We start from the raw sequence: 19,160 nt of genomic DNA on the forward strand, positions 1-19,160 counted from the left end.
GATGATAAAGAAAGGTCTCTTCCTATTCGCATTGCTAGTGGCTGCCTTCGTGGGCAGGGCGCAGCAAGATGCACAATATAGCCAATATATGTTCAATGGTGTGTATATCAATCCTGCCTATGCAGGTTATAAAGAGCAGTTGAACATCCATAGTTTTTACAGAAACCAATGGACAGGCATTACCGGATCGCCTAAAAGCATGTCGCTGGCCGTTGATGCCATTGCCAATCAGGGCAACGTAGGCTTAGCTTTTCAGGTATCGAGCGATAAGCTCGGGGCCCAGAGCAACGTATCGGCCTATGCCAGCTATGCCTATCGTTTAAGAGTAGGACAGTCTGAAGATTCGCGCCTGGCGTTTGGTTTGGGCGTTGGCGTTATGCAGCAAGGCCTTGATGGCGAAAAACTGAATGCCAGGGATGCAGGCGACAACTACATTCCGGTAAACAACCAGAACGTACTTGCACCCGATGCCCGTGCTGGGGTATTCTATTCAGACGATAGGTTTTATGCCGGTTTCTCGGTCGATAACCTCATTGCACAATACATCATCAATAAGAAAAACCTGAGTGTTTACTTCCAAACACCCAAAGCACACTACTACCTTACTGCCGGTATGTTGTTGCCCATTAACGAAGAAGTGCAGCTTAAGCCGTCGTTCCTGTTGAAAGACGACCGTGGCGGTCCAACCAGCTTGGATTTAAATGCCTTTGTGCTTTTTGGCAACCGGTTTTGGATTGGTGGCAGCTACCGTACGGCTGTAAAGCTCTACAACAAGAGCTACCTGCAAAACGACCTGCAAAAAACCAATTCCATTGTAGGTATGGTTGATTTTTATGTCACTCCAACCGTCCGTGTAGGCTATGCCTACGACCAGTCGATCAGCAAACTGGCCGGTTATAGCGGCGGTTCGCACGAGATCTCGATAGGTGTAACCATCAGGCCAAAAGAAATTATAAGAATGCTCACTCCAAGATATTTCTAAACAATGCAGCTCAAAACGAACAATAAAAAATATCAAATGATGCACAGAGGCAAATGGTTGTTTTTAGGTTTGCTGGCCATGGGCCTTCAAACCAAGGCACAGTATGTATTGCTGAAGGCAGACGAAGAATTCAGGCTTTTCCATTACAGTACAGCCATTGGTTTGTATACCGAAGCCTATCAGAAAAAACCAACTACACATGCCATTGAGCGTTTGGCCGCCTGCTACAGACTAACCAAAGACTATCCGCAGGCCGAAAGCTGGTACGCCATGCTGGTTAAGGAAAAAGGAGCAAAGCCCGAAGCCTTTTTGTACTATGGAGATGCCTTGCGCAACAATTCTAAATATGCTGAAGCAAAAATACAGTACCAAAAATACGGCGAGCTGAATAGGGATTTGCCTGCCACGCAAAAGAGCATGCTCGTTTTGTCGTGCGACTCGGCATTGAGCTGGATGAAAAGCCCCAAAAGCTTGGTGCTTAACAATAAAAAAAATATCAATAGTGTGAGTGAGGATTGGGGAGCAGTAACTTATCAGGGCGGCATTGTTTTTACATCCGACAGAAGAAATGCATTGGTGCAGGAAGAAGTGAAGAAGAATAGGCCATTTCTGAAATTTGATGAAGCGAACATTGCGCCTGATAAGGTTACTTATGGCTGGACCGGCAACAATTACCTGCGCCTGTATGTCCAAAAGGGAACAGATAGCGCAACGCTTTTTCCGTTTAACGCCGGATCTGAATACCATGTGGGCGCCGCTACTTTTACCGCCGACGGCAACGAAATGTATTTTACGCTAACCCGTATTCCAGAACTCATCGAACGCGAAAAGGGTGTGCCTAAAACCGTAAGAGTCGAAATTTATTCGAGTAAAAAAGACGCCAACGGCAAGTGGGGTGCTGTACAGCCTTTCAAATACAACAATGTAAACGAATATTCGGTAGGCGATCCGTTCATCAGCAAGGATGGAGGCGCACTTTATTTTGTTTCCGATATGCCCGGTGGCAAGGGGCTTACCGATATCTATGTATGTTTCAGAACCGAAGGTGGCGGCTGGGGCAAGGCCATCAACCTGGAAGAAATCAATACCGAAGGCTCAGAGCGCAGTCCTTTTTTTGATGACGACAGCAATTTCTATTTCTCTACCGATGGCCGTATAGGCATGGGAGGCTTGGATGTATTTAAGGCAGCCAAACGAGGCAACGGATTGGCCGAGCCTAAAAACATGGGCTATCCGCTCAACTCGCCACAAGATGATTTTGCCTTTTTCCTAACCGGCAAAAAAGAAGGCCTGCTGTCGTCAGATCGCGTAGGGGGGAATGGCAGCGACGATATCTACAGCTTCATTTTAAACCCCAACCTCAGCTTTAAGCTAGAAGGCGTGGCGCTCGACAAAAAAACAGGCTTGCCATTGCCGGGTGTAATCGTCAGCCTGAGCAAGGCCGATGGCACCATCATCAGCGCTCAAACCGACGACCAGGGCCGTTACAAATTCAACCTCGAAGAAAATACCGAATATTTTATCAAAGGCACCAAAACCGATTTCCGCAATGCCGAAACCGAAACCATCAGCAATGTGGGCATCGAAAAATCAGCCGTGTTCAAAAAGAACATCTACCTCGATCCGATCGAGCTGTTCAAGGAAATTAAGCTCGAAAACATTTACTACGATTTCGACAAGAGCAATATCCGGAAAGATGCAGCCATCGAATTGGATAAACTCGTAAAAATCATGAAGGAAAATCCAACCATCTGGATCGAATTAGGTTCACATACCGACAGCAGAGGCAACGATAAATACAACATGAAACTATCGCAGGCCCGCGCCGATGCCGCCGTGAGTTATATCATTAGCCGTGGTATAGACAAGGTAAGGATCAAAGCCAAAGGCTATGGCGAAACAAGGCTGCTCAACCAATGCGCCAACGGGGTAGAGTGTACCGAAGAGCAGCATCAGTTGAACCGCAGAACAGAATTCACCATTGTCAAACAATAAAGAGATAATTAAACAGGAGTTAAAATATAAGCAAATGCAGCTAATGAACAGAATAATGATAGTGGACGATAATCCGATCGACCAAATGATAACCGCCCAGGTATTGCGGACCAGCTATGACGAAGTAGAGATCATGGTGATGGAAAGCGTACAGTCGGCCATTGAATACCTCAACTCGAACCAAGGAAACCTGAAGGCAATTCCCTCGCTGATCCTTTTGGATTTGGACATGCCGGAACTGAACGGCTTCGATTTCTTAAGCCACTTCAACAACTATCCGCATGCCGTTAAAAATGCCTGCAGGATCGTGGTGCTTACCGCTTCTGAAGTCACCAACGATATCGAACAGATGGAAGCCGATCCCAACGTATCAAGGCTCATTACCAAACCGCTCAACAAAAATGCACTGATGCCTGTAATCTGAACTTTTGTAAGTTAAATGCTCATATTTTATCTCCAGAGCCTCTTATTCGGTTAAGAGGCTTTTTTAGGTTTGTAACTTTCCATTTAATTGCCGCATAACTTGTTTAAGTTGATGTCGCTTGCTATTTTAGCCGTTGTCTAATATTTTGAAAACATTGCCCAACATGAAAAAAGTAGCTGTATTTATCTTCGCATTAACCATCCATTTTGCTGTAAACGCCCAAACCGTTGCCGAAAAGGGCGTACTGGCCGCCGTCGAAAAAATGAGGCTGGCCATGATCAGTGGCGATAGGAAGGCGCTTGAACAAATTGCCGCAAATGATTTGAGCTATGGCCATTCGAGCGGAAAACTAGAAGATAAGGCCACTTTTGTAGAAACGATTGCCAGTGGTAAATCCGACTTTGTGGAAATAACCCTCAGCAACCAAACCGTAAAAGTAACCGGTAACACCGCATTGGTCCGTCATCAGCTCGATGCCAAAACCAACGATGGAGGCAAGCCCGGCGAAGTGCATTTGGGCATTCTGTTGGTTTGGCAAAAACAAGGCAAAGAGTGGAAGCTTTTAGGCAGACAGGCTTATAAGTTGCCACAACCTTAGGCTTTTGGCCTGTACTTGCGTATCATTTGTAAATTTAATCGGGAAATGCTTCCCAATTTGTCTGCCTGCAGTTTTGTAATCCATCAAAAGTAACAGAATGATAGATGGTTAAGTTCAAGATGGCGTATATGGGTTTTGGCTTGTGTTTTTGCAGTTAAGCATGCCGTACAAACAGTTCTGTATCTAATACCTTTTTTTCAAATTCTTCAACCGGATATTTTGCTTCAATCAGCTGAATGAGCATTTGCGTGGCCAATTTGCCAATTTCAAAAGCGGGCTGACGTACGGAGGTGAGCGAAGGATTGAACAAATCGAGCACATCAGAATTGCTGAAACCGGCAATGGCCATATCGCCAGGAACAGAAATGTTGAGATTCTTGAAAACGCTTAAGCAACCCGTGCTCAACCTGTCGCCAGCTACAAATATGGCGTCTGGTTTTTCATCCAAGGCTAACAATTCCTTAATCTTGCTTTCGGTTTCTTCGTAAATCATCCCACCATGTGGGCAGTGTTTAATGTAGTTGGCATTTACGGTTAAGCCGTGGTCGTTCAGTGCCGCTTCGTAGCCCGATAGGCGTTCAATGCTGATAGAAAGCTGGCTAGAGCTGGTTAAGTGCGCAATGCGCTTATAGCCCGACCTGATCAGGTGAGCCGTAGCCTCGTAAGCCCCTTTTTCGTTGTTGGCAATAACCTTGTGCGTATTGATTTCTTCCGCTACGCGATCAAAAAATACCATGGGCAAGCCCTTGTCGTGCAATTGTTTTAAATGCGATATATCATTGGTTTGCGACGATAGTGAAACCAAAAGCCCATCAACAGAACGCGAAGCCAGATGTTGTACGTTTACCACCTCGCGATCGTATGATTCGTGTGTCTGCGAAATGATAACGTGGTAGCCACGGTCGTAAGCAATCGATTCGATGCCGTTAATAGCTTGCGAAAAATAACTGTTGGCTACTTCACTTACCACCACGCCAATAGACTTGCTTCGTCTTTCCTTTAAACTGAGCGCAATGGGGTTGGGCTGATAACCGATTTCCTTGGCGTAATCGAGTACCATTTTCTTGGTGGCGACGCTAATTTCGTGGGTATCTCTTAATGCTCTTGAAACGGTAGAAGTGGATAGGCCCAGGGCCTTGGCTATATCTTTTATGGTAACGGGCTCGAACATGCTTCAACGCTATAAATTATACGGTTTTTGAGGATAAAAAAATGCTTCGATAAGAATACGATTTTCTTACAAGTTTAAATATAACTTTTTTGATTGGATTTTGGCAACGTTGTCGGGAACGATTGCACAAATTTATACCCTGTAGCGCACTTACATTCTAAGAAAAACAATGTAGACTTGTTAATGGAAGACTCTAAAGGTCGACCGGAAACAACCAAATAACCTAATAATGTATGAAAAAAGTTTTACTGTTCTTTTGTGTGCTTGCTATGGGCATCAGTTTAGCCAAGGCACAAACCAGACAAATATCGGGTACGGTAACCGATAAGGCCAACGGTTCAACGCTACCCGGCGTAGGGGTAATGATCAAAGGCACTAAAATCGCTACCAGTACCGATGCCAATGGGGTTTTTAAACTCGCTATTCCTGCCACAGGCAACACCACCTTGGTCGTAAAGTATATTGGCTACAACGAAAAAGAAGTTGAAGTAGGCGATAAAAAACAGGTTAATGTAGCTTTAGAGGAAAATGCAACTACCCTGAACGAAGTGGTAGTCAACATTGGCTACGGCACCGTACGCAAAGAAGCCCTTACGGGTTCTGTTTCTTCGGTAACTGATAAAGACCTGGCCGGGTTTCCGGTTGGTACCGCGGCCGAAGCCTTGGCTGGAAAGCTGGCTGGTGTAACCGTAACGACCACCGAAGGCAGCCCGGGCGCCGAAATTCAGATCAGGGTTAGGGGTGGCAGTTCGCTAACCGGCGACAATTCTCCACTTTACATCGTAGATGGAATTCAGGTAGAAAATGCTTTATCGGTTTTGTCTCCAAACGAAATTCAATCGATTGATGTGCTCAAAGACGTGGCTTCTACAGCCATTTATGGTAGCCGTGGTGCCAACGGGGTAGTCATTATCACCACCAAAAGTGGCAAAAACGGCAAAACCATCGTTTCGCTGGAAGGCTATGCCGGCGTGAGGCAAATTGTAAACGAACTCAAGGTGATGAACCCTTACGAGTTTGTGACTTATCAATACGAACTATACAACAACAATACCGCCCAAGATGTAAAAGATGCCTTTGCCAAAAAATATGGTACTTGGGATGATCTTGACATCTATAAAAACATACCTAATATCGATTGGCAGGATAAAGTATTTGGCCGTCAGGCATTCTCCAATACTCAAATCCTGAACCTTTCGGGTGGTACAGATAAAACCACCTATAATTTTACGCTCAACAACATGCAGGAAGACGGCATTATGCTCGAATCGGGCTTCCGCCGTACTTTTGCCTCTTTCCGTTTCGATCACCGCATTTCAGACAAGTTTCGTGTAGGCGTTAACGTGCGCTATAGTCGCCAACGCGTTGACGGCGTGGGTACTTCGAGCACGGGTTCGCAAGGTACCAACCGCTTAAGAAACTCGGTGCGCTACCAGCCTTATTCGGGTGGTTCCGATTCGGGCGATTTGTTTGATGCCGATTACCTGGCTACACAGCTCTCTAACCCGATTTCGCTGGCTCACCAAGAATTGAAGTACGATTACCGTAACGATTTGATCAGCAGCGGTTATGTAAGCTATCAGATTTTAAAAAACCTGAACTTCAGGTCGACCTTGGGTATGAACTTTACCGATAGGAAAACCAATGGTTTTAACGGTCCTTTAAGCGGCTTGGCCAGAAACAATGCAGGATTGCCGGCCATTACGCTAGATAACTCGAACCTGCAGACTTTCATCAACACCAATACCGTAAACTACAGGCCAAATTTGGGCAAAGACCATAGTCTAGACCTTTTGGTGGGCGAAGAGTTGAATAAATCAGACATCAAATCGAACAGCAGCACCATCAAATGGTTCCCTATTAATATTAGCGCCGACGAGGCTTTTGCCAGCATCCAAAAGGCCGAACCGCCGGTAGGATCGGTACAAGACAAGCCAACTTCGCTCATTTCGGGTTCGCGCCAGCTTTCTTTCTTTGCCAGGGCTTCTTACGGCTATTTAGGCAAGTATTTGGCTACTTTGAACTTCCGCAGAGATGGTTCCTCGTTTTTTGCCAAAGGCAAGCGATGGGGCAATTTCCCTTCGGCACAGTTAGCCTGGAGGGCATCTGAAGAAGATTTTATCAAAGATTTGAAATGGGATTGGCTGAGCAACCTTAAAGTACGCGCCAGCTATGGTATTGCCGGCAACAACAGAATAGGCCAAGATTTATTCCGTACCTTGTTTACGGCCAACTCTACGGCAGGTGGCTATGCCGCCTCCGATGGTTCGGTTACTACTGGCCTTATTGCAGGCAGCGTGTTGGCCAACCCTAACATTACCTGGGAGAAAAATATTTCGGGCAATTTGGGCTTTGATATCGATTTGTTCAAAAATCGCGTTTCGTTAGCCTTGGATTTGTACGACAACCGGACCAAGGATTTATTGCTCAATGCCAATATTCCGCCGATAAACGGTTACAACACCCAGCAACAAAATGTGGGCAAAACCCAAAACAGAGGCTTGGAAATCCAGTTGAACGCACAGGTAGTTAAAACCAGGGATTTTACCTATAATGCCGGTATCAACTTCTCGTTTAACAAAAACAAGATATTGGAATTGCAAAACGGCGTACAATCTTATGTGGCACAATCGGGTTGGGTAAACAGTTTGGCCGATTTCAAGGTTGAAGTAGGCAAGCCGGTGGGCCAATTTTATGGCTTCGTATCAGATGGCCGTTATACCGTTGATGATTTTAACTATACCCAAAATACCACAACTGGTGTTTATACCTATACCCTTAAGCCAGGCATTGCCAACAGCCGCGTACTGTTGGGCAACAAAGATCCGCAACCAGGCGATATGAAGGTGAAAAAACTGTCGAGCTCGTCGAGCATGCTTATCGGCGATGACGATAAAACCGTGTTGGGTACTTCGCAACCTAAATTTACAGGCGGTTTTAACAACCAGTTTGCCTATAAAAATTTCGACCTGACTGTGTTCATGAACTTCTCGGTAGGCAACAAGGTTTACAATGCCAACAAAGTAGAGTTTACCTCGCAATACAATGTCAAAGACAACAACCTGTTGGCCGTAATGAACGACAGGTGGAGAAACTTTGATGCCAATGGCGTAAAAGTAACCGATCCGGTGCAACTCACCGCTATGAACGCCAATACAACGCTATGGACACCAACCACAGGTAACTATGCGTTGACTTCGTATGCCATCGAAAATGGTTCTTTCTTGCGTATTACCAACGTTACGCTGGGTTATACTTTGCCAAGCGAAATGCTTAAAAAAACTGGCTTTATTTCGAGGTTAAGGGTTTACGCCACCGTAAACAACCTTTACACGTTTACCAATTACACCGGTTACGATCCTGAGGCCAATACCCGCCGTTCAAATCCGTTAACGCCAGGCATCGACTATGCGGCTTATCCGCGCAGCAGGTTTGTTTTGGCAGGTTTAAACTTAACTTTCTAATCCTCAATACTTACGACAATGAAAAAAATTAAATATCAGATTGCTTTTTTAGTTGTAGCTATTGGAGCAATTACCCTTACCCCAAGCTGTAAAAAGGTGCTCGATTACGAATCGGATTCGTCATCATCAGAAGCCACGGTTTTTGAAAGCACTACCTATACCAATTCGGCTCTCATAGGTGTTTACAACAGGCTTTGTGGCGATAATGGCTATGGAAGCCGTATTTCGACCTTGTTTGGCGTGACCGCCGATGATTTCAAGACGTCTGGAAGCTATGCCTCGTCAGACAGGCGCGGCCTGAGCATGTACGGCGCCAGTTCAGACAATACCGATTTGATCAATCCGTTTGCCCAATTGTATTCGGGAATCGAAAGAGCCAATTTGTGCATCAAGTTTATTCCGGCTTCGACCATTTACCAAAGTGGTTCGGCCAGCGACCAGGCCTTAATGAAACGCTATTATGGCGAGGCTTTGGCCTTAAGGGCACAATTTTATTTCGAACTGATCCGCAACTGGGGCGATGTGCCTCAGCGTTTTGTGCCAGCCGCCTATGCCGATAACCTGTTTCCGGCCAATGCCGACAGGGACCAGACCTACGACCAGATTTTGGCCGATTTGAAACAGGCCGAAGATTTGGTGCCATGGCGTTCGGCCGTTGCCGATTATGGCAGCTTTCGTTTTACCAAAGGAGCCATCAAAGGCCTCAGGGCCCGGATTGCTTTGGCCAGGGGCGGCTATTCGTTGAGAAGTAAATCGCACTTGATGGAAAGAAACCCAGATTACCTGAAGTATTATCAAATGGCCTTAGACGAGTGCAAGGATATTATGGACAATCCAACACAGCATTCGCTTAATCCGGTTTATGAAAACGTATTTAAAACCTTGCACGGTACCCGAATGGACGATGCCCACGAACTGATGTTTGAGGTGGCCGCTTTTGGTAGCAATGCTTCTACCGACAGTAAATTAGGCTATTACAATGGCATCCGTTTCAATGCGGCTTCAACCTATGGTTCGGGTGGTGGAGGTATGAATGCCATCCCTACTTATTTTTATGAGTTTGATCCGATAAAAGATTGTAGGAGGGACGTAACCATCGGGGTTTTCGAAATTACCGCCAACTCGAAGAAACTCATCAACACGCTGAACAACTTTACCGATGCCAAGTTCAGGAAATCGTGGACGGCTTTTAATGGTTCTTCGTCATCGCAGAATTTTGCCATCAACTGGCCATTGCTGCGCTTTGCCGATGTACTGCTGATGTATGCAGAGGCTGCTAATGAAGTCAATAATGGTCCAACCCCCGAAGCTATCGAGGCTTTGCAAAGAGTGCAAAAGAGAGCCTATGCAGGTTATGAAAATTCAATTCCGGCTACACCAACCGATAAGGCAGGGTTCTTTAATGCCATTGTTAAAGAGCGTTTATTGGAGTTTGGTGGCGAAGCCATGAGAAAATACGATTTAATCAGGTGGAACCTGATCGACAGCAAGTTTACAGAAACCCGCACCAAGTTGCGCCAGCTCATTAACGGCGAAGGGGCCTATGCCAACGTGCCTTTATATGTGTATGCCAAAGAATCGAATTATAACCTTACGCCAAGCGTTGCCGAAGTAGCCAGTTTAGATTTGTATGGCGGTGCACCAGCTACCGTTTTGTTTGCACCGGGTTTGGGTTCTTCTACGGCGCCAACAGGTTATACGCTCAAAAACTGGAGAAAAGCACTAACCGAAGATAATGCCGTTACCGGTATCTCTACAGGCTTTGCCACTTATTTCGAAGCGAACAAGAAAGAATTGTTCCCTTATCCGAAAACAGCGCTGAACGAAAACCCGAACATGGTACAGAATTATGGTTATTAACGCTAAAAAATTAAATGCAATGAAGACTTTTATCCATAAAACCAGCACTAAACTGTTGCTGTTGTTTGTAGCGGTTGTTTTGGTAGCCTCCTGCAAAAAGAACGAAAACGACAACCTGGGGCCTCAACGCTTGTTCAAAGCCAGCGATATTTCCATCAGCGCAGGACAAACTTCGGCCAAGCTCAAATGGGCCGTTCCCCTGTTTGCTGCCGGAAAGCCCCTGACCTATACGGTCGATTTTTCTACCGACCAGACTTTTGCAACCATTGCCTACACCAAAGTGGTTGATACGGCTGGCATTACCGTAACCGACGATAACATTTCGGTACGCGTGCCTTACTATGCCCGCATCAAGGCCAATGCCTATGCCGACCAACCTGAGTCGAAATATGTAATCAGTTCTTCGTTTACCTTAACGGGCATTCAATTGTTCGAAAACCCGGTACGCGAAAGTGAAATTAGAGAGACTTCCGTTACTTTGCGTTTCGCGGCCGATGCTACCTTAAGTAGCATCAAAGTAACTCCAGAGGGAGGTACGGCCATTACCGTAGCCTTAACCTCAACAGATATAACGGCTAAGCTCAAAAACATAACCGGATTAACTGGCAATGTTAAATATACAGCCGAGCTTTTCGCAGGTACCAAAAGCAAAGGTATTTTAACCTTTACCACCTTGCCGGTAACAACCTACAGCGTTAAACTTTCGCCTGGCGACGATTTGGCAGCAGCGATTACTTCGGCGGCCAATGGTGCCGTAATCGGATTGAACCCAGGTACCTATAACCTCACTACGCTAACTACTTTTATTACAGGGAAAACCATTACTTTGAAATCGACTTCCGGTACACCAAGCGATACCAAAATCAACTTCAAGGAGTTTGATCTGGAAGGCACTGGAGCAGGCATTACCTTCTCTGGATTGGAATTGGACGGAACAACGGGCGCTGCGCTTTACTTCCTAAACCTGATCGGTTCGCAGGCCAACAATGCTTCGGCTGCTACTTTTACCAATATAGTGGTTGATAATTGTATCGTACACGCGGCTACCACCGCATTTTTGCGTGCCGATAGGGGCAGTGCGGCCAGGGATTTCAAAATTACAGGCATTACCGTCAACAACTCCATCGTGTATGATATGGGCGCCAATGGCTCGTCAAACTATTATACCTTCCACCTTAACAAATTGGAATTTACTACGCTAACCATTTCGAAATCTACTTTTTACAATGCCGGTCCAGGTTTGGTTACCGCAAGTACCACTTATGCAGGCGCTACCATTCCGGTGGTTAATATCAGCTATTCTACTTTTAACGGTTTTGGTGGCAATGCCAAATACGCCCTGTTGGATGCGAATGCCAATCCGATCAGTTTTAGCCTGCAAAACAGCATTGTGGCCAACACCCCAAAATCTGGAACCGTAAATGCCGCAGCCATTAGATCTAGTGGTGCTGGTTCAACTTCGGTGTTTTCTTACAACAATACATTTGGTTTGTATAATGCCTTGACAGGGAATGTCGCTTTGACGTTCCCTGCAACGGTTACCCAAACCGGAAACATAGCAATAGATTTGGGTTGGACTGCCGCCACCACAACTTTTGCCTTGCCGGTAGGTTCGCCGGTAAGAACGGCAAGCAGCACCAGCATCGCTCTGGGCGATCCTAGATGGACTTATTAAAATAAACAGAGATGGAGCTTTTGGGCTCCATCTTTTTTGCTCAACTATCATGTATCTACAATCGTTAAAGTCTATTTTGTTGTTAACAGCCCTTGTTGGAGTTGCCACAATAACTGCTCAAAAAGCAAAGCCTGTATTGTACATCATCGGCGATTCGACAGCGGCCAACAAACAGCCTAAAGCTTTTCCAGAAACCGGCTGGGGCATGGAAATCGGGTCGTTTCTAACCGATGGCATTACAGTAGACAACCGGGCAGTAAATGGACGCAGCACCAAATCGTTCATTAACGAAAACAAATGGCAGGCCGTAGTCGACAAATTGCAACCCGGCGATTTTGTACTGATCGAGTTCGGGCACAACGACGAAAAAACCGACAAGCCCGAAGTAGGTACTACCTTGGCCGAATACAAAATCAATTTGATTAAATTTGTACAGGAAACGCAGGCTAAAAAGGCCAATCCAATACTGTTGACCCCAATTATGCGCCGCAGTTTTAAAAATGGCGTTTTTAAAGATACCCATTTGGGCTATCCCGATGTAGTCAGAAAACTGGCCGATTCGTTGCACTTGCCCTTGATCGACATGCAGCGCAAAACCGAAAAATTGATTGTGGGCCTGGGCGATGAACCCTCTAAAAAACTATTCAACTATGTAGAACCCGGCCATGTCAATTATCCAGAAGGCAAAAAAGACGATACCCATTTAAGTCCAGAAGGCGCAAAGATCATAGCGGGTTTGGTGGTTGAAGGAATCAGGGAAACTCACACCGATTTGATAAAATACCTTAAAAAGTAGCATGAAACTCTTCTTTCAATTCACTTTGTCTGTTTTGGTTGTCGGCCTTTTATCTTTCGGGTCGGCTAAAAAGACCGTGCATATTTACCTCATCGGCGATTCGACGGTGGCCGACTATAGCCTGGATTCGGGCTATATGGAGAAAAAATACCCTTTGAATGGCTGGGGGCAAGTGTTTCAGCCCTTCTTTAAAAAAGACAGCTTGGCAAAAGTTAAAAACCTAATCCATTCAGATAGCATTGTGGTGATCGATAAGGCCCGCGGAGGCCGAAGCACCCGAACTTTTTTTGAAGAAGGCCGTTGGGCCGAAGTATTTAAGGTGCTCCAAAAAGGCGATATGGTCATGATGCAGTTTGGCCATAACGATGCGGCGGTTGATAAGCCCGAACGTTATGTAAATATCACTGGTTACAAAGAGTACCTGCGTTTGTATGTAAACCAAACCCGCGAAAAAGGTGCCATACCTGTGCTTATTACCCCGGTTAATAGAAATTATCCCTGGAAAGATGGCAAATTGAGCAATGTACATGGCGAATATCCCAATGCGGTTAAAGAAGTGGCTCAAGAGCTCAACGTGAAATTAATCGACCTGACCCAACTGTCTATCGATGCTTTCACAGCCAAAGGGCAAGCTTATGTCACGTCGAAATATTTTATGAATTTTGACAAGGGCCTGTATCCGGGCTACCCCGAAGGACAAAAAGACAATACGCATTTCCAGCGTGAAGGCGCTGTTGCCGTGGCACAACTGGTGTTTAATGCCCTAAAAAAACTATAAAATGAAGAAAATTCTGTTGTTATTTTTTTATTGCACTATAGCTGCCATTGCGCAGGCCCAAAAGTACGATTTTGTGGTGGCGCAAGATGGAAGCGGACAGTTCAAAACCGTACAGGAAGCGCTTAATGCTGTTCCAGATTTCAGAAAAGTAACAACAACCATTTTCATTAAGAACGGCGTTTACAAAGAGAAACTGAACCTCTCGCATTCCAAACAGTTTGTCAAGATAATTGGCGAAGATGTAGCCAAAACCATTTTGACTTTCGACGATTGGGCACAGCGCAAGAATAGTTTCGGCGAAGAAAAAGGAACGTCGGGTTCTTCCAGTTTTTACATTTACGGCCCCAATTTTTCGGCCGAAAATATCACTTTTCAAAACTCGGCCGGTCCGGTTGGCCAAGCAGTGGCCCTTTTTGTGGCGGGCGACAAAGCCAAATTCACCAATTGCCGCATGCTGGGCTTTCAAGATACCTTGTATACGTATGGTTATGGCAGCAGGCAATATTACTACAAATGCTATATCGAAGGCACGGTCGATTTTATTTTTGGGGCCTCAACAGCCGTTTTCGACGATTGCGAGATCTTCTGCAAAAAAGCAGGCTATATTACAGCCTCTTCTTCGCCCGATACCGTTAAATATGGCTATGTGTTCATGAACTGCCGTATAGTGGGCGATGCCCCTGAAAATTCCTATTTCCTGGGCCGCCCTTGGCGCCCCTATGCCAAAGCGGTATTCCTCAATTGCAATTTGGGCAAAATGATCAAAGCCGAAGGTTGGGACAACTGGGGCAAGGAAAGCAACCAGCAAACCGCCTATTATGCCGAATACAAAAGCACAGGTCCAGGCGCCAATCCTGCAGCTAGGGTAAAATGGTCGCACCAATTGGATGAAAAAACAGCAAAAGAATATACGCTAGAAAAAATATTAAATGGCTGGAACCCTAAGGAATAGCTTATTATCGATAGTCAACCATAACTACCACCCGAGAACTGTTAACCGAGAACTGAAAACTGAGAACTGCCAACTGAAAACTGATATGAAATTATTTGCCACAATCTTATGCTTCCTCATTACGCTCTCGGTTCATGCCCAAAATTATCCCAAGTCCTTAACCGTGGCACAAGATGGCAGCGGCGATTACAAAACCATTCAGGAGGCCGTAAATGCCGTGCGCGATTTATCGGAAGTACAGGTTCCCATCTATATCAAAAACGGAATTTACCAAGAGAAACTGGTCATTCCTTCTCAGAAATCGAAGATTACATTAATTGGTGAAGACAAAGCCAAAACCATCATCACTTTCGATGATTACTCGGGCAAAGGCAGCATCAACACTTACACCTCGCATACGGTTTTGGTACAAGGCAACGATTTCAGGGCCGAAAACATCACCTTTCAGAATGCGGCAGGCCCGGTGGGGCAGGCAGTGGCTTTGCATGTAGAAGCCGACCGGGTGGTTATCAAAAACTGTAACATTATAGGCAATCAGGATACGCTGTTCCCATCGGCTGATGGCAGCAGACAGTATTACGTAGATTGTTATATTGAAGGCACTACCGATTTTATTTTTGGTGCAGCCACCGTTGTTTTTGAACGTTGCCACATCCACAGCAAAAAGAATTCGTACATCACGGCAGCCTCAACTACGCAAGCGCAACCTTTTGGCTTTGTGTTTATCGATTGCAAACTAACCGCCGATCCTGCCTTTCAAAAGGTGTATTTAGGTCGCCCGTGGCGCCCTTACGCCAAAACGGTTTTCATCCGCACCGAAATGGGATCGCACATTATGCCCGAAGGTTGGCATGTGTGGAACAACAACGAAAATCATAAAACCACCTTTTATGCCGAATATGGTTCTTATGGGTCAGGTTTTGTGAAAGAAAGCCGTGTCGACTGGTCTAAGCAGCTGAGCAAGAGCGAAGCCAAACGATATACCCTGAAAAATATTTTTGCAGGCTCCAGTACCTGGAACCCTTTGAAATAACAAACACATGAAATCATTCTTCCTTTTATCCTTCATCGCGCTCTCTCTTTCCGTAAATGCCCAACAGCAGGAACTTTCTAAGGTTTGGGTGGCCGATTTGGGTAACGGAACTTATAAAAATCCGGTGCTCGATGCCGATTATTCCGATCCGGATGCCATTCGGGTAGGCGACGATTTTTACCTGGTTTCTTCCAGTTTTGATGCCGTTCCGGGCTTGCCCATCCTGCACTCGAAGGATTTGGTCAACTGGACCATCATTGGCCATGCGCTTAAAAGACAGCCTCCTTTCGAACATTTTGCCAAAACGCAGCACGGTAACGGCGTTTGGGCGCCGGCTATCCGGTATCACAACGGCGAATTTTACCTTTACTATCCAGATCCCGATTTTGGTATTTACCTCACCAAGGCCAAAAATCCGGCCGGGCCCTGGTCGGTGCCTATCATGGTAGAGGCTGGCAAAGGTTTGATAGATCCCTGCCCCTTGTGGGATGAAGATGGCAAAGCCTATCTCGTACACGCCTATGCCGGAAGCCGTGCAGGAATCAAAAGCATTATTGTGGTCAAGCAAATGAATGCGACCGGTACACAAACCATCGACGAAGGCAAGCTCGTATACGATGGACACGAATTAGATCCCACCCTCGAAGGCCCTAAATTTTATAAGCGCAAAGGCTACTATTACATTTTTGCACCGGCTGGAGGTGTGGCTACCGGCTGGCAATTGGTGCTGCGCTCCAAAAATATCTATGGTCCTTACGAGCGTAAGGTCGTGATGGATCAGGGCAAATCAACCATCAACGGTCCGCACCAAGGCGCTTGGGTTGATACGCCTGGTGGCGAAGATTGGTTCCTGCATTTTCAGGATAAGGAGGCTTATGGCAGGGTAGTGCACCTGCAGCCTATGAAATGGGTAAACGATTGGCCGGTCATTGGTCAAGATTTAGAAGGGGATGGCAAAGGCGAACCGGTTTTAACCTACAAAAAGCCCAACATAGCCAAAACTTATCCGAAAGCTACGCCAGCAGAAAGCGACGAATTTAACCACAACCAATTGGGTTTGCAGTGGCAGTGGCAGGCCAATCCCTTGGCAACCTGGTTTTTTTTAAACCCAGCGAAAGGAAGTTTAAGGCTATACTCGACCAAAATGCCCGATAGCGCCAAAAACTATTGGGAGGTGCCTAATCTGCTGTTGCAAAAATTCCCGTCCGAACAATTTACGGCTACTGCCAAGCTAAGTTTTAGTCCAAATCCCAAACTCGAAAATGAAAAAACAGGATTGATCATAATGGGCCTGAGCTACGCCAATATTGCATTGAAACGTAAAAAGGACGGTATTTATTTAACTTATACCAGCTGCAAAAACGCCGAAAAAGGCAAGGCGGAAAACGAGCAGCTTGTTCAAAAGATAGAAGCCTCCGATGTGTACCTTCGTGTAAAGGTAAGCGCGGGCGCTAAGTGTCAGTTTAGCTATAGCATAGATGGCAGCAACTTTACCAATGTAGGCGAGATCTTTCAGGCCGAACCTGGTAAATGGATTGGCGCCAAAGTGGGCCTGTTTTGTGTACGGGATCAGCAAACCAACGATTCTGGCTATGCCGATTTCGATTGGTTCAGGATAAACTAAAGAAATATCCAAACTCACTACTCACCCTATCGGTAACGATTGCGCAGTTATTTTCACAGATTTTATTTTATTCCTCTTTAAAACTCAGTAGACTTGTTATGACAAAGCCCAAAACCAAAGTAAACCGTATGGCAAAAATGAAAAAAAGTACAGTGGCGCTCTTGGCCTTTTTGGCCCTTGCACCTGGCTTGGCAAACGCACAGTCGAATGCCAAGACGGCTTATTCATTTGCCAACCTGCCTTCGGTAGCTAAAACCTCTTTCAAGGCCGACACTTTGAGCATCATAAAATTCGGAGCCAAAAGCGATGGCCTCACCCTCAATACCAAAAGCATTAACGAGGCCATTGTAGCCTGCAGCCAAAAGGGCGGTGGCGTGGTGCTTATTCCGAAAGGAATATGGCTTAGCGGGCCTATCGAGCTGAAAAGCAATGTAAACCTGCACCTGCAGAAAAATGCAATACTGCAGTTTACCAGAGATTTTGATCAATATCCTTTGGTAGCCAGCAATTGGGAGGGCTTGCCTCAAATGCGCAACCAGTCGCCAATTTGGGCAACTAACCAACAAAATATTGCCATTACCGGCCATGGCATTATCGATGGTGCCGGCGATGCCTGGCGCATGGTGAAAAAAGACAAGCTTACCGAAAGCCAGTGGAAGAACCTGGTGGCCTCTAGTGGTTTGGTAAGCGACGATAAAAAGACCTGGTATCCATCAGAAAAGACCCTGAAAGGCTCAAAACTTAAAAATCCGGGAGAAATTACGCCCGACAAAACCCCAGAATTCTACCAGTCGATCAAAGATTTTTTAAGGCCCAACCTTTTGGTTTTAACTTCATGCAAAAGGATTTTGCTCGAAGGCGTTACTTTTCAGAATTCGCCAGCCTGGAACCTGCATCCTTTGATGTGCGAAGACCTGACTGTGAGGAATGTATACGCCAAAAATCCTTGGTATGCCCAAAATGGTGATGGTATCGACATCGAATCGTGCAAAAACGTATTGATAGAAGGCAGTACCTTTGATGTAGGCGACGATGGCATCTGCATCAAATCCGGTCGCGATGCGGCAGGCAGGAAACGTGGCATGCCCACCGAGAACGTCATCATTCGCAACAGTACCGTTTACCATGCCCATGGTGGCTTTGTAATCGGCAGCGAAATGTCGGGTGGTGCTAAAAATATTTTTGTTTACGATTGTTCGTTTATAGGTACAGATATTGGTCTTCGCTTTAAAACAACCAGAGGCAGGGGAGGCGTGGTTGAAAAAATATTTGTCAAGAACATCAACATGAAAGACATTATCGGCGAGGCCATCTTGTTCGATATGTATTATGCAGCGGTAGATCCGGTGCCTTTAAGTGGTGAAAAAAGAGACACCCCTAAAGTACAGTTGCTGCCGGTTACCGAAGAAACCCCGGTGTTCAGGGATTTTCACATCAGCGATGTGGTATGCGACGGTGCGGCCAAAGCCATTTTTGTAAGGGGGCTGCCCGAATTGAGCATCAGCAATATCACTTTGGACAACCTGAGCATCAAGGCCAAAGAAGGCATCGATTTACAGGAAGCCCAAAACATCAGCTTAAATCGTGTAAATTTAGTGGTGGCCCAGGCCAACCCACTAATCAACATACAAAACGGAAATAACATCAACCTTAAAAACATCAATTACAATTCTGCCCAGTTGCTTTTCCGCATCAGTGGCGATCGCAACAGTGCCATTGTAAGTTCGGGTTTAGACAGTGGTAAAGCACAGCAAAAATCCGAATTCGTGGCAGGAGCAACAGAAAAGTCGTTGCAAATCAACAAGTAG

Annotated in this window: 14 protein-coding genes; 13 read left to right on the plus strand and 1 reads right to left on the minus strand. The window is 45.8% G+C overall.

Features of this window, described 5'->3' with window-relative positions; genetic code table 11:
- Nucleotide 1 precedes the first annotated feature (1 nt).
- The 4 genes from JHD69_RS07515 to JHD69_RS07530 all read left to right on the plus strand — a co-directional run bounded on the left by JHD69_RS07515 (nt 2) and on the right by JHD69_RS07530 (nt 3,999).
- Entirely contained in the window at nt 2–982 is a 981-nt protein-coding gene (locus tag JHD69_RS07515; RefSeq protein WP_199138931.1) for a PorP/SprF family type IX secretion system membrane protein, read from the plus strand.
- Nucleotides 983–985: 3 nt separating this feature from the next.
- The gene (locus tag JHD69_RS07520; protein WP_233165768.1) at nt 986–2,977 is read left to right on the plus strand and encodes an OmpA family protein; all 1,992 of its coding nucleotides are present in this window, start codon (nt 986–988) and stop codon (nt 2,975–2,977) included.
- 43 nt (nt 2,978–3,020) lie between these two features.
- Nucleotides 3,021–3,401, plus strand: coding sequence for a response regulator (locus JHD69_RS07525; protein ID WP_199138933.1), 381 nt, complete (start codon nt 3,021–3,023; stop codon nt 3,399–3,401).
- Between the two features lie 163 nt (nt 3,402–3,564).
- Nucleotides 3,565–3,999 carry a nuclear transport factor 2 family protein gene (locus tag JHD69_RS07530; protein ID WP_199138935.1) on the plus strand — a complete coding sequence of 145 codons (435 nt, stop codon included), beginning with the start codon at nt 3,565–3,567 and terminating at the stop codon, nt 3,997–3,999.
- A 154-nt stretch (nt 4,000–4,153) separates the two neighbouring features.
- On the opposite strand, the gene JHD69_RS07535 is transcribed toward JHD69_RS07530, so the two are convergent.
- Complete coding sequence (locus JHD69_RS07535; protein ID WP_199138937.1) at nt 4,154–5,170, minus strand: LacI family DNA-binding transcriptional regulator; 1,017 nt, start codon at nt 5,168–5,170, stop codon at nt 4,154–4,156.
- A 233-nt stretch (nt 5,171–5,403) separates the two neighbouring features.
- Here JHD69_RS07535 and JHD69_RS07540 point away from each other — a divergent pair, with 233 nt between their 5' ends.
- The 9 genes from JHD69_RS07540 (at nt 5,404) to JHD69_RS07580 (ending at nt 19,160) form a co-directional block, all read left to right on the plus strand.
- Complete coding sequence (locus JHD69_RS07540; protein WP_199138939.1) at nt 5,404–8,634, plus strand: SusC/RagA family TonB-linked outer membrane protein; 3,231 nt, start codon at nt 5,404–5,406, stop codon at nt 8,632–8,634.
- 18 nt (nt 8,635–8,652) lie between these two features.
- Nucleotides 8,653–10,494 (plus strand): RagB/SusD family nutrient uptake outer membrane protein, encoded by a 1,842-nt coding sequence (locus JHD69_RS07545; protein ID WP_199138940.1) that lies wholly within the window; start codon nt 8,653–8,655, stop codon nt 10,492–10,494.
- Nucleotides 10,495–10,513: 19 nt separating this feature from the next.
- Nucleotides 10,514–12,169, plus strand: coding sequence for a DUF4957 domain-containing protein (locus JHD69_RS07550; protein ID WP_199138941.1), 1,656 nt, complete (start codon nt 10,514–10,516; stop codon nt 12,167–12,169).
- A 79-nt stretch (nt 12,170–12,248) separates the two neighbouring features.
- A complete protein-coding gene (locus tag JHD69_RS07555) occupies nt 12,249–12,965 on the plus strand; it encodes a rhamnogalacturonan acetylesterase (RefSeq protein ID WP_233165769.1) in 717 nt (238 codons plus the stop codon).
- Nucleotide 12,966: 1 nt separating this feature from the next.
- The gene (locus JHD69_RS07560) at nt 12,967–13,743 is read left to right on the plus strand and encodes a rhamnogalacturonan acetylesterase (protein WP_199138943.1); all 777 of its coding nucleotides are present in this window, start codon (nt 12,967–12,969) and stop codon (nt 13,741–13,743) included.
- 1 nt (nt 13,744) lies between these two features.
- On the plus strand, nt 13,745–14,695 hold the full coding sequence (locus tag JHD69_RS07565; RefSeq protein ID WP_199138944.1) for a pectinesterase family protein: 951 nt from the start codon (nt 13,745–13,747) through the stop codon (nt 14,693–14,695).
- 85 nt (nt 14,696–14,780) lie between these two features.
- On the plus strand, nt 14,781–15,728 hold the full coding sequence (locus JHD69_RS07570) for a pectinesterase family protein (RefSeq protein ID WP_199138946.1): 948 nt from the start codon (nt 14,781–14,783) through the stop codon (nt 15,726–15,728).
- A gap of 7 nt (nt 15,729–15,735) precedes the next feature.
- Nucleotides 15,736–17,352, plus strand: a complete 1,617-nt coding sequence (locus tag JHD69_RS07575; RefSeq protein ID WP_199138948.1) for a glycoside hydrolase family 43 protein — start codon at nt 15,736–15,738, stop codon at nt 17,350–17,352.
- Nucleotides 17,353–17,489: 137 nt separating this feature from the next.
- Complete coding sequence (locus JHD69_RS07580; protein ID WP_199138950.1) at nt 17,490–19,160, plus strand: glycoside hydrolase family 28 protein; 1,671 nt, start codon at nt 17,490–17,492, stop codon at nt 19,158–19,160.

It is taken from the genome of Pedobacter sp. ASV12, from assembly GCF_016429155.1.
Classification (GTDB): domain Bacteria; phylum Bacteroidota; class Bacteroidia; order Sphingobacteriales; family Sphingobacteriaceae; genus Pedobacter.

Excerpts from the sequence above, each read along its gene's own strand:
- JHD69_RS07515 (WP_199138931.1), top strand. The coding sequence starts at position 2 with ATGATAAAGAAAGGTCTCTTCCTATTCGCATTGCTAGTGGCTGCCTTC.
- JHD69_RS07520 (WP_233165768.1), top strand. The coding sequence starts at position 986 with ATGCAGCTCAAAACGAACAATAAAAAATATCAAATGATGCACAGAGGC.
- JHD69_RS07525 (WP_199138933.1), top strand. The coding sequence starts at position 3,021 with ATGAACAGAATAATGATAGTGGACGATAATCCGATCGACCAAATGATA.
- JHD69_RS07530 (WP_199138935.1), top strand. The coding sequence starts at position 3,565 with ATGAAAAAAGTAGCTGTATTTATCTTCGCATTAACCATCCATTTTGCT.
- JHD69_RS07535 (WP_199138937.1), bottom strand. The coding sequence starts at position 5,170 with ATGTTCGAGCCCGTTACCATAAAAGATATAGCCAAGGCCCTGGGCCTA.
- JHD69_RS07540 (WP_199138939.1), top strand. The coding sequence starts at position 5,404 with ATGAAAAAAGTTTTACTGTTCTTTTGTGTGCTTGCTATGGGCATCAGT.
- JHD69_RS07545 (WP_199138940.1), top strand. The coding sequence starts at position 8,653 with ATGAAAAAAATTAAATATCAGATTGCTTTTTTAGTTGTAGCTATTGGA.
- JHD69_RS07550 (WP_199138941.1), top strand. The coding sequence starts at position 10,514 with ATGAAGACTTTTATCCATAAAACCAGCACTAAACTGTTGCTGTTGTTT.
- JHD69_RS07560 (WP_199138943.1), top strand. The coding sequence starts at position 12,967 with ATGAAACTCTTCTTTCAATTCACTTTGTCTGTTTTGGTTGTCGGCCTT.
- JHD69_RS07565 (WP_199138944.1), top strand. The coding sequence starts at position 13,745 with ATGAAGAAAATTCTGTTGTTATTTTTTTATTGCACTATAGCTGCCATT.
- JHD69_RS07570 (WP_199138946.1), top strand. The coding sequence starts at position 14,781 with ATGAAATTATTTGCCACAATCTTATGCTTCCTCATTACGCTCTCGGTT.
- JHD69_RS07575 (WP_199138948.1), top strand. The coding sequence starts at position 15,736 with ATGAAATCATTCTTCCTTTTATCCTTCATCGCGCTCTCTCTTTCCGTA.
- JHD69_RS07580 (WP_199138950.1), top strand. The coding sequence starts at position 17,490 with ATGAAAAAAAGTACAGTGGCGCTCTTGGCCTTTTTGGCCCTTGCACCT.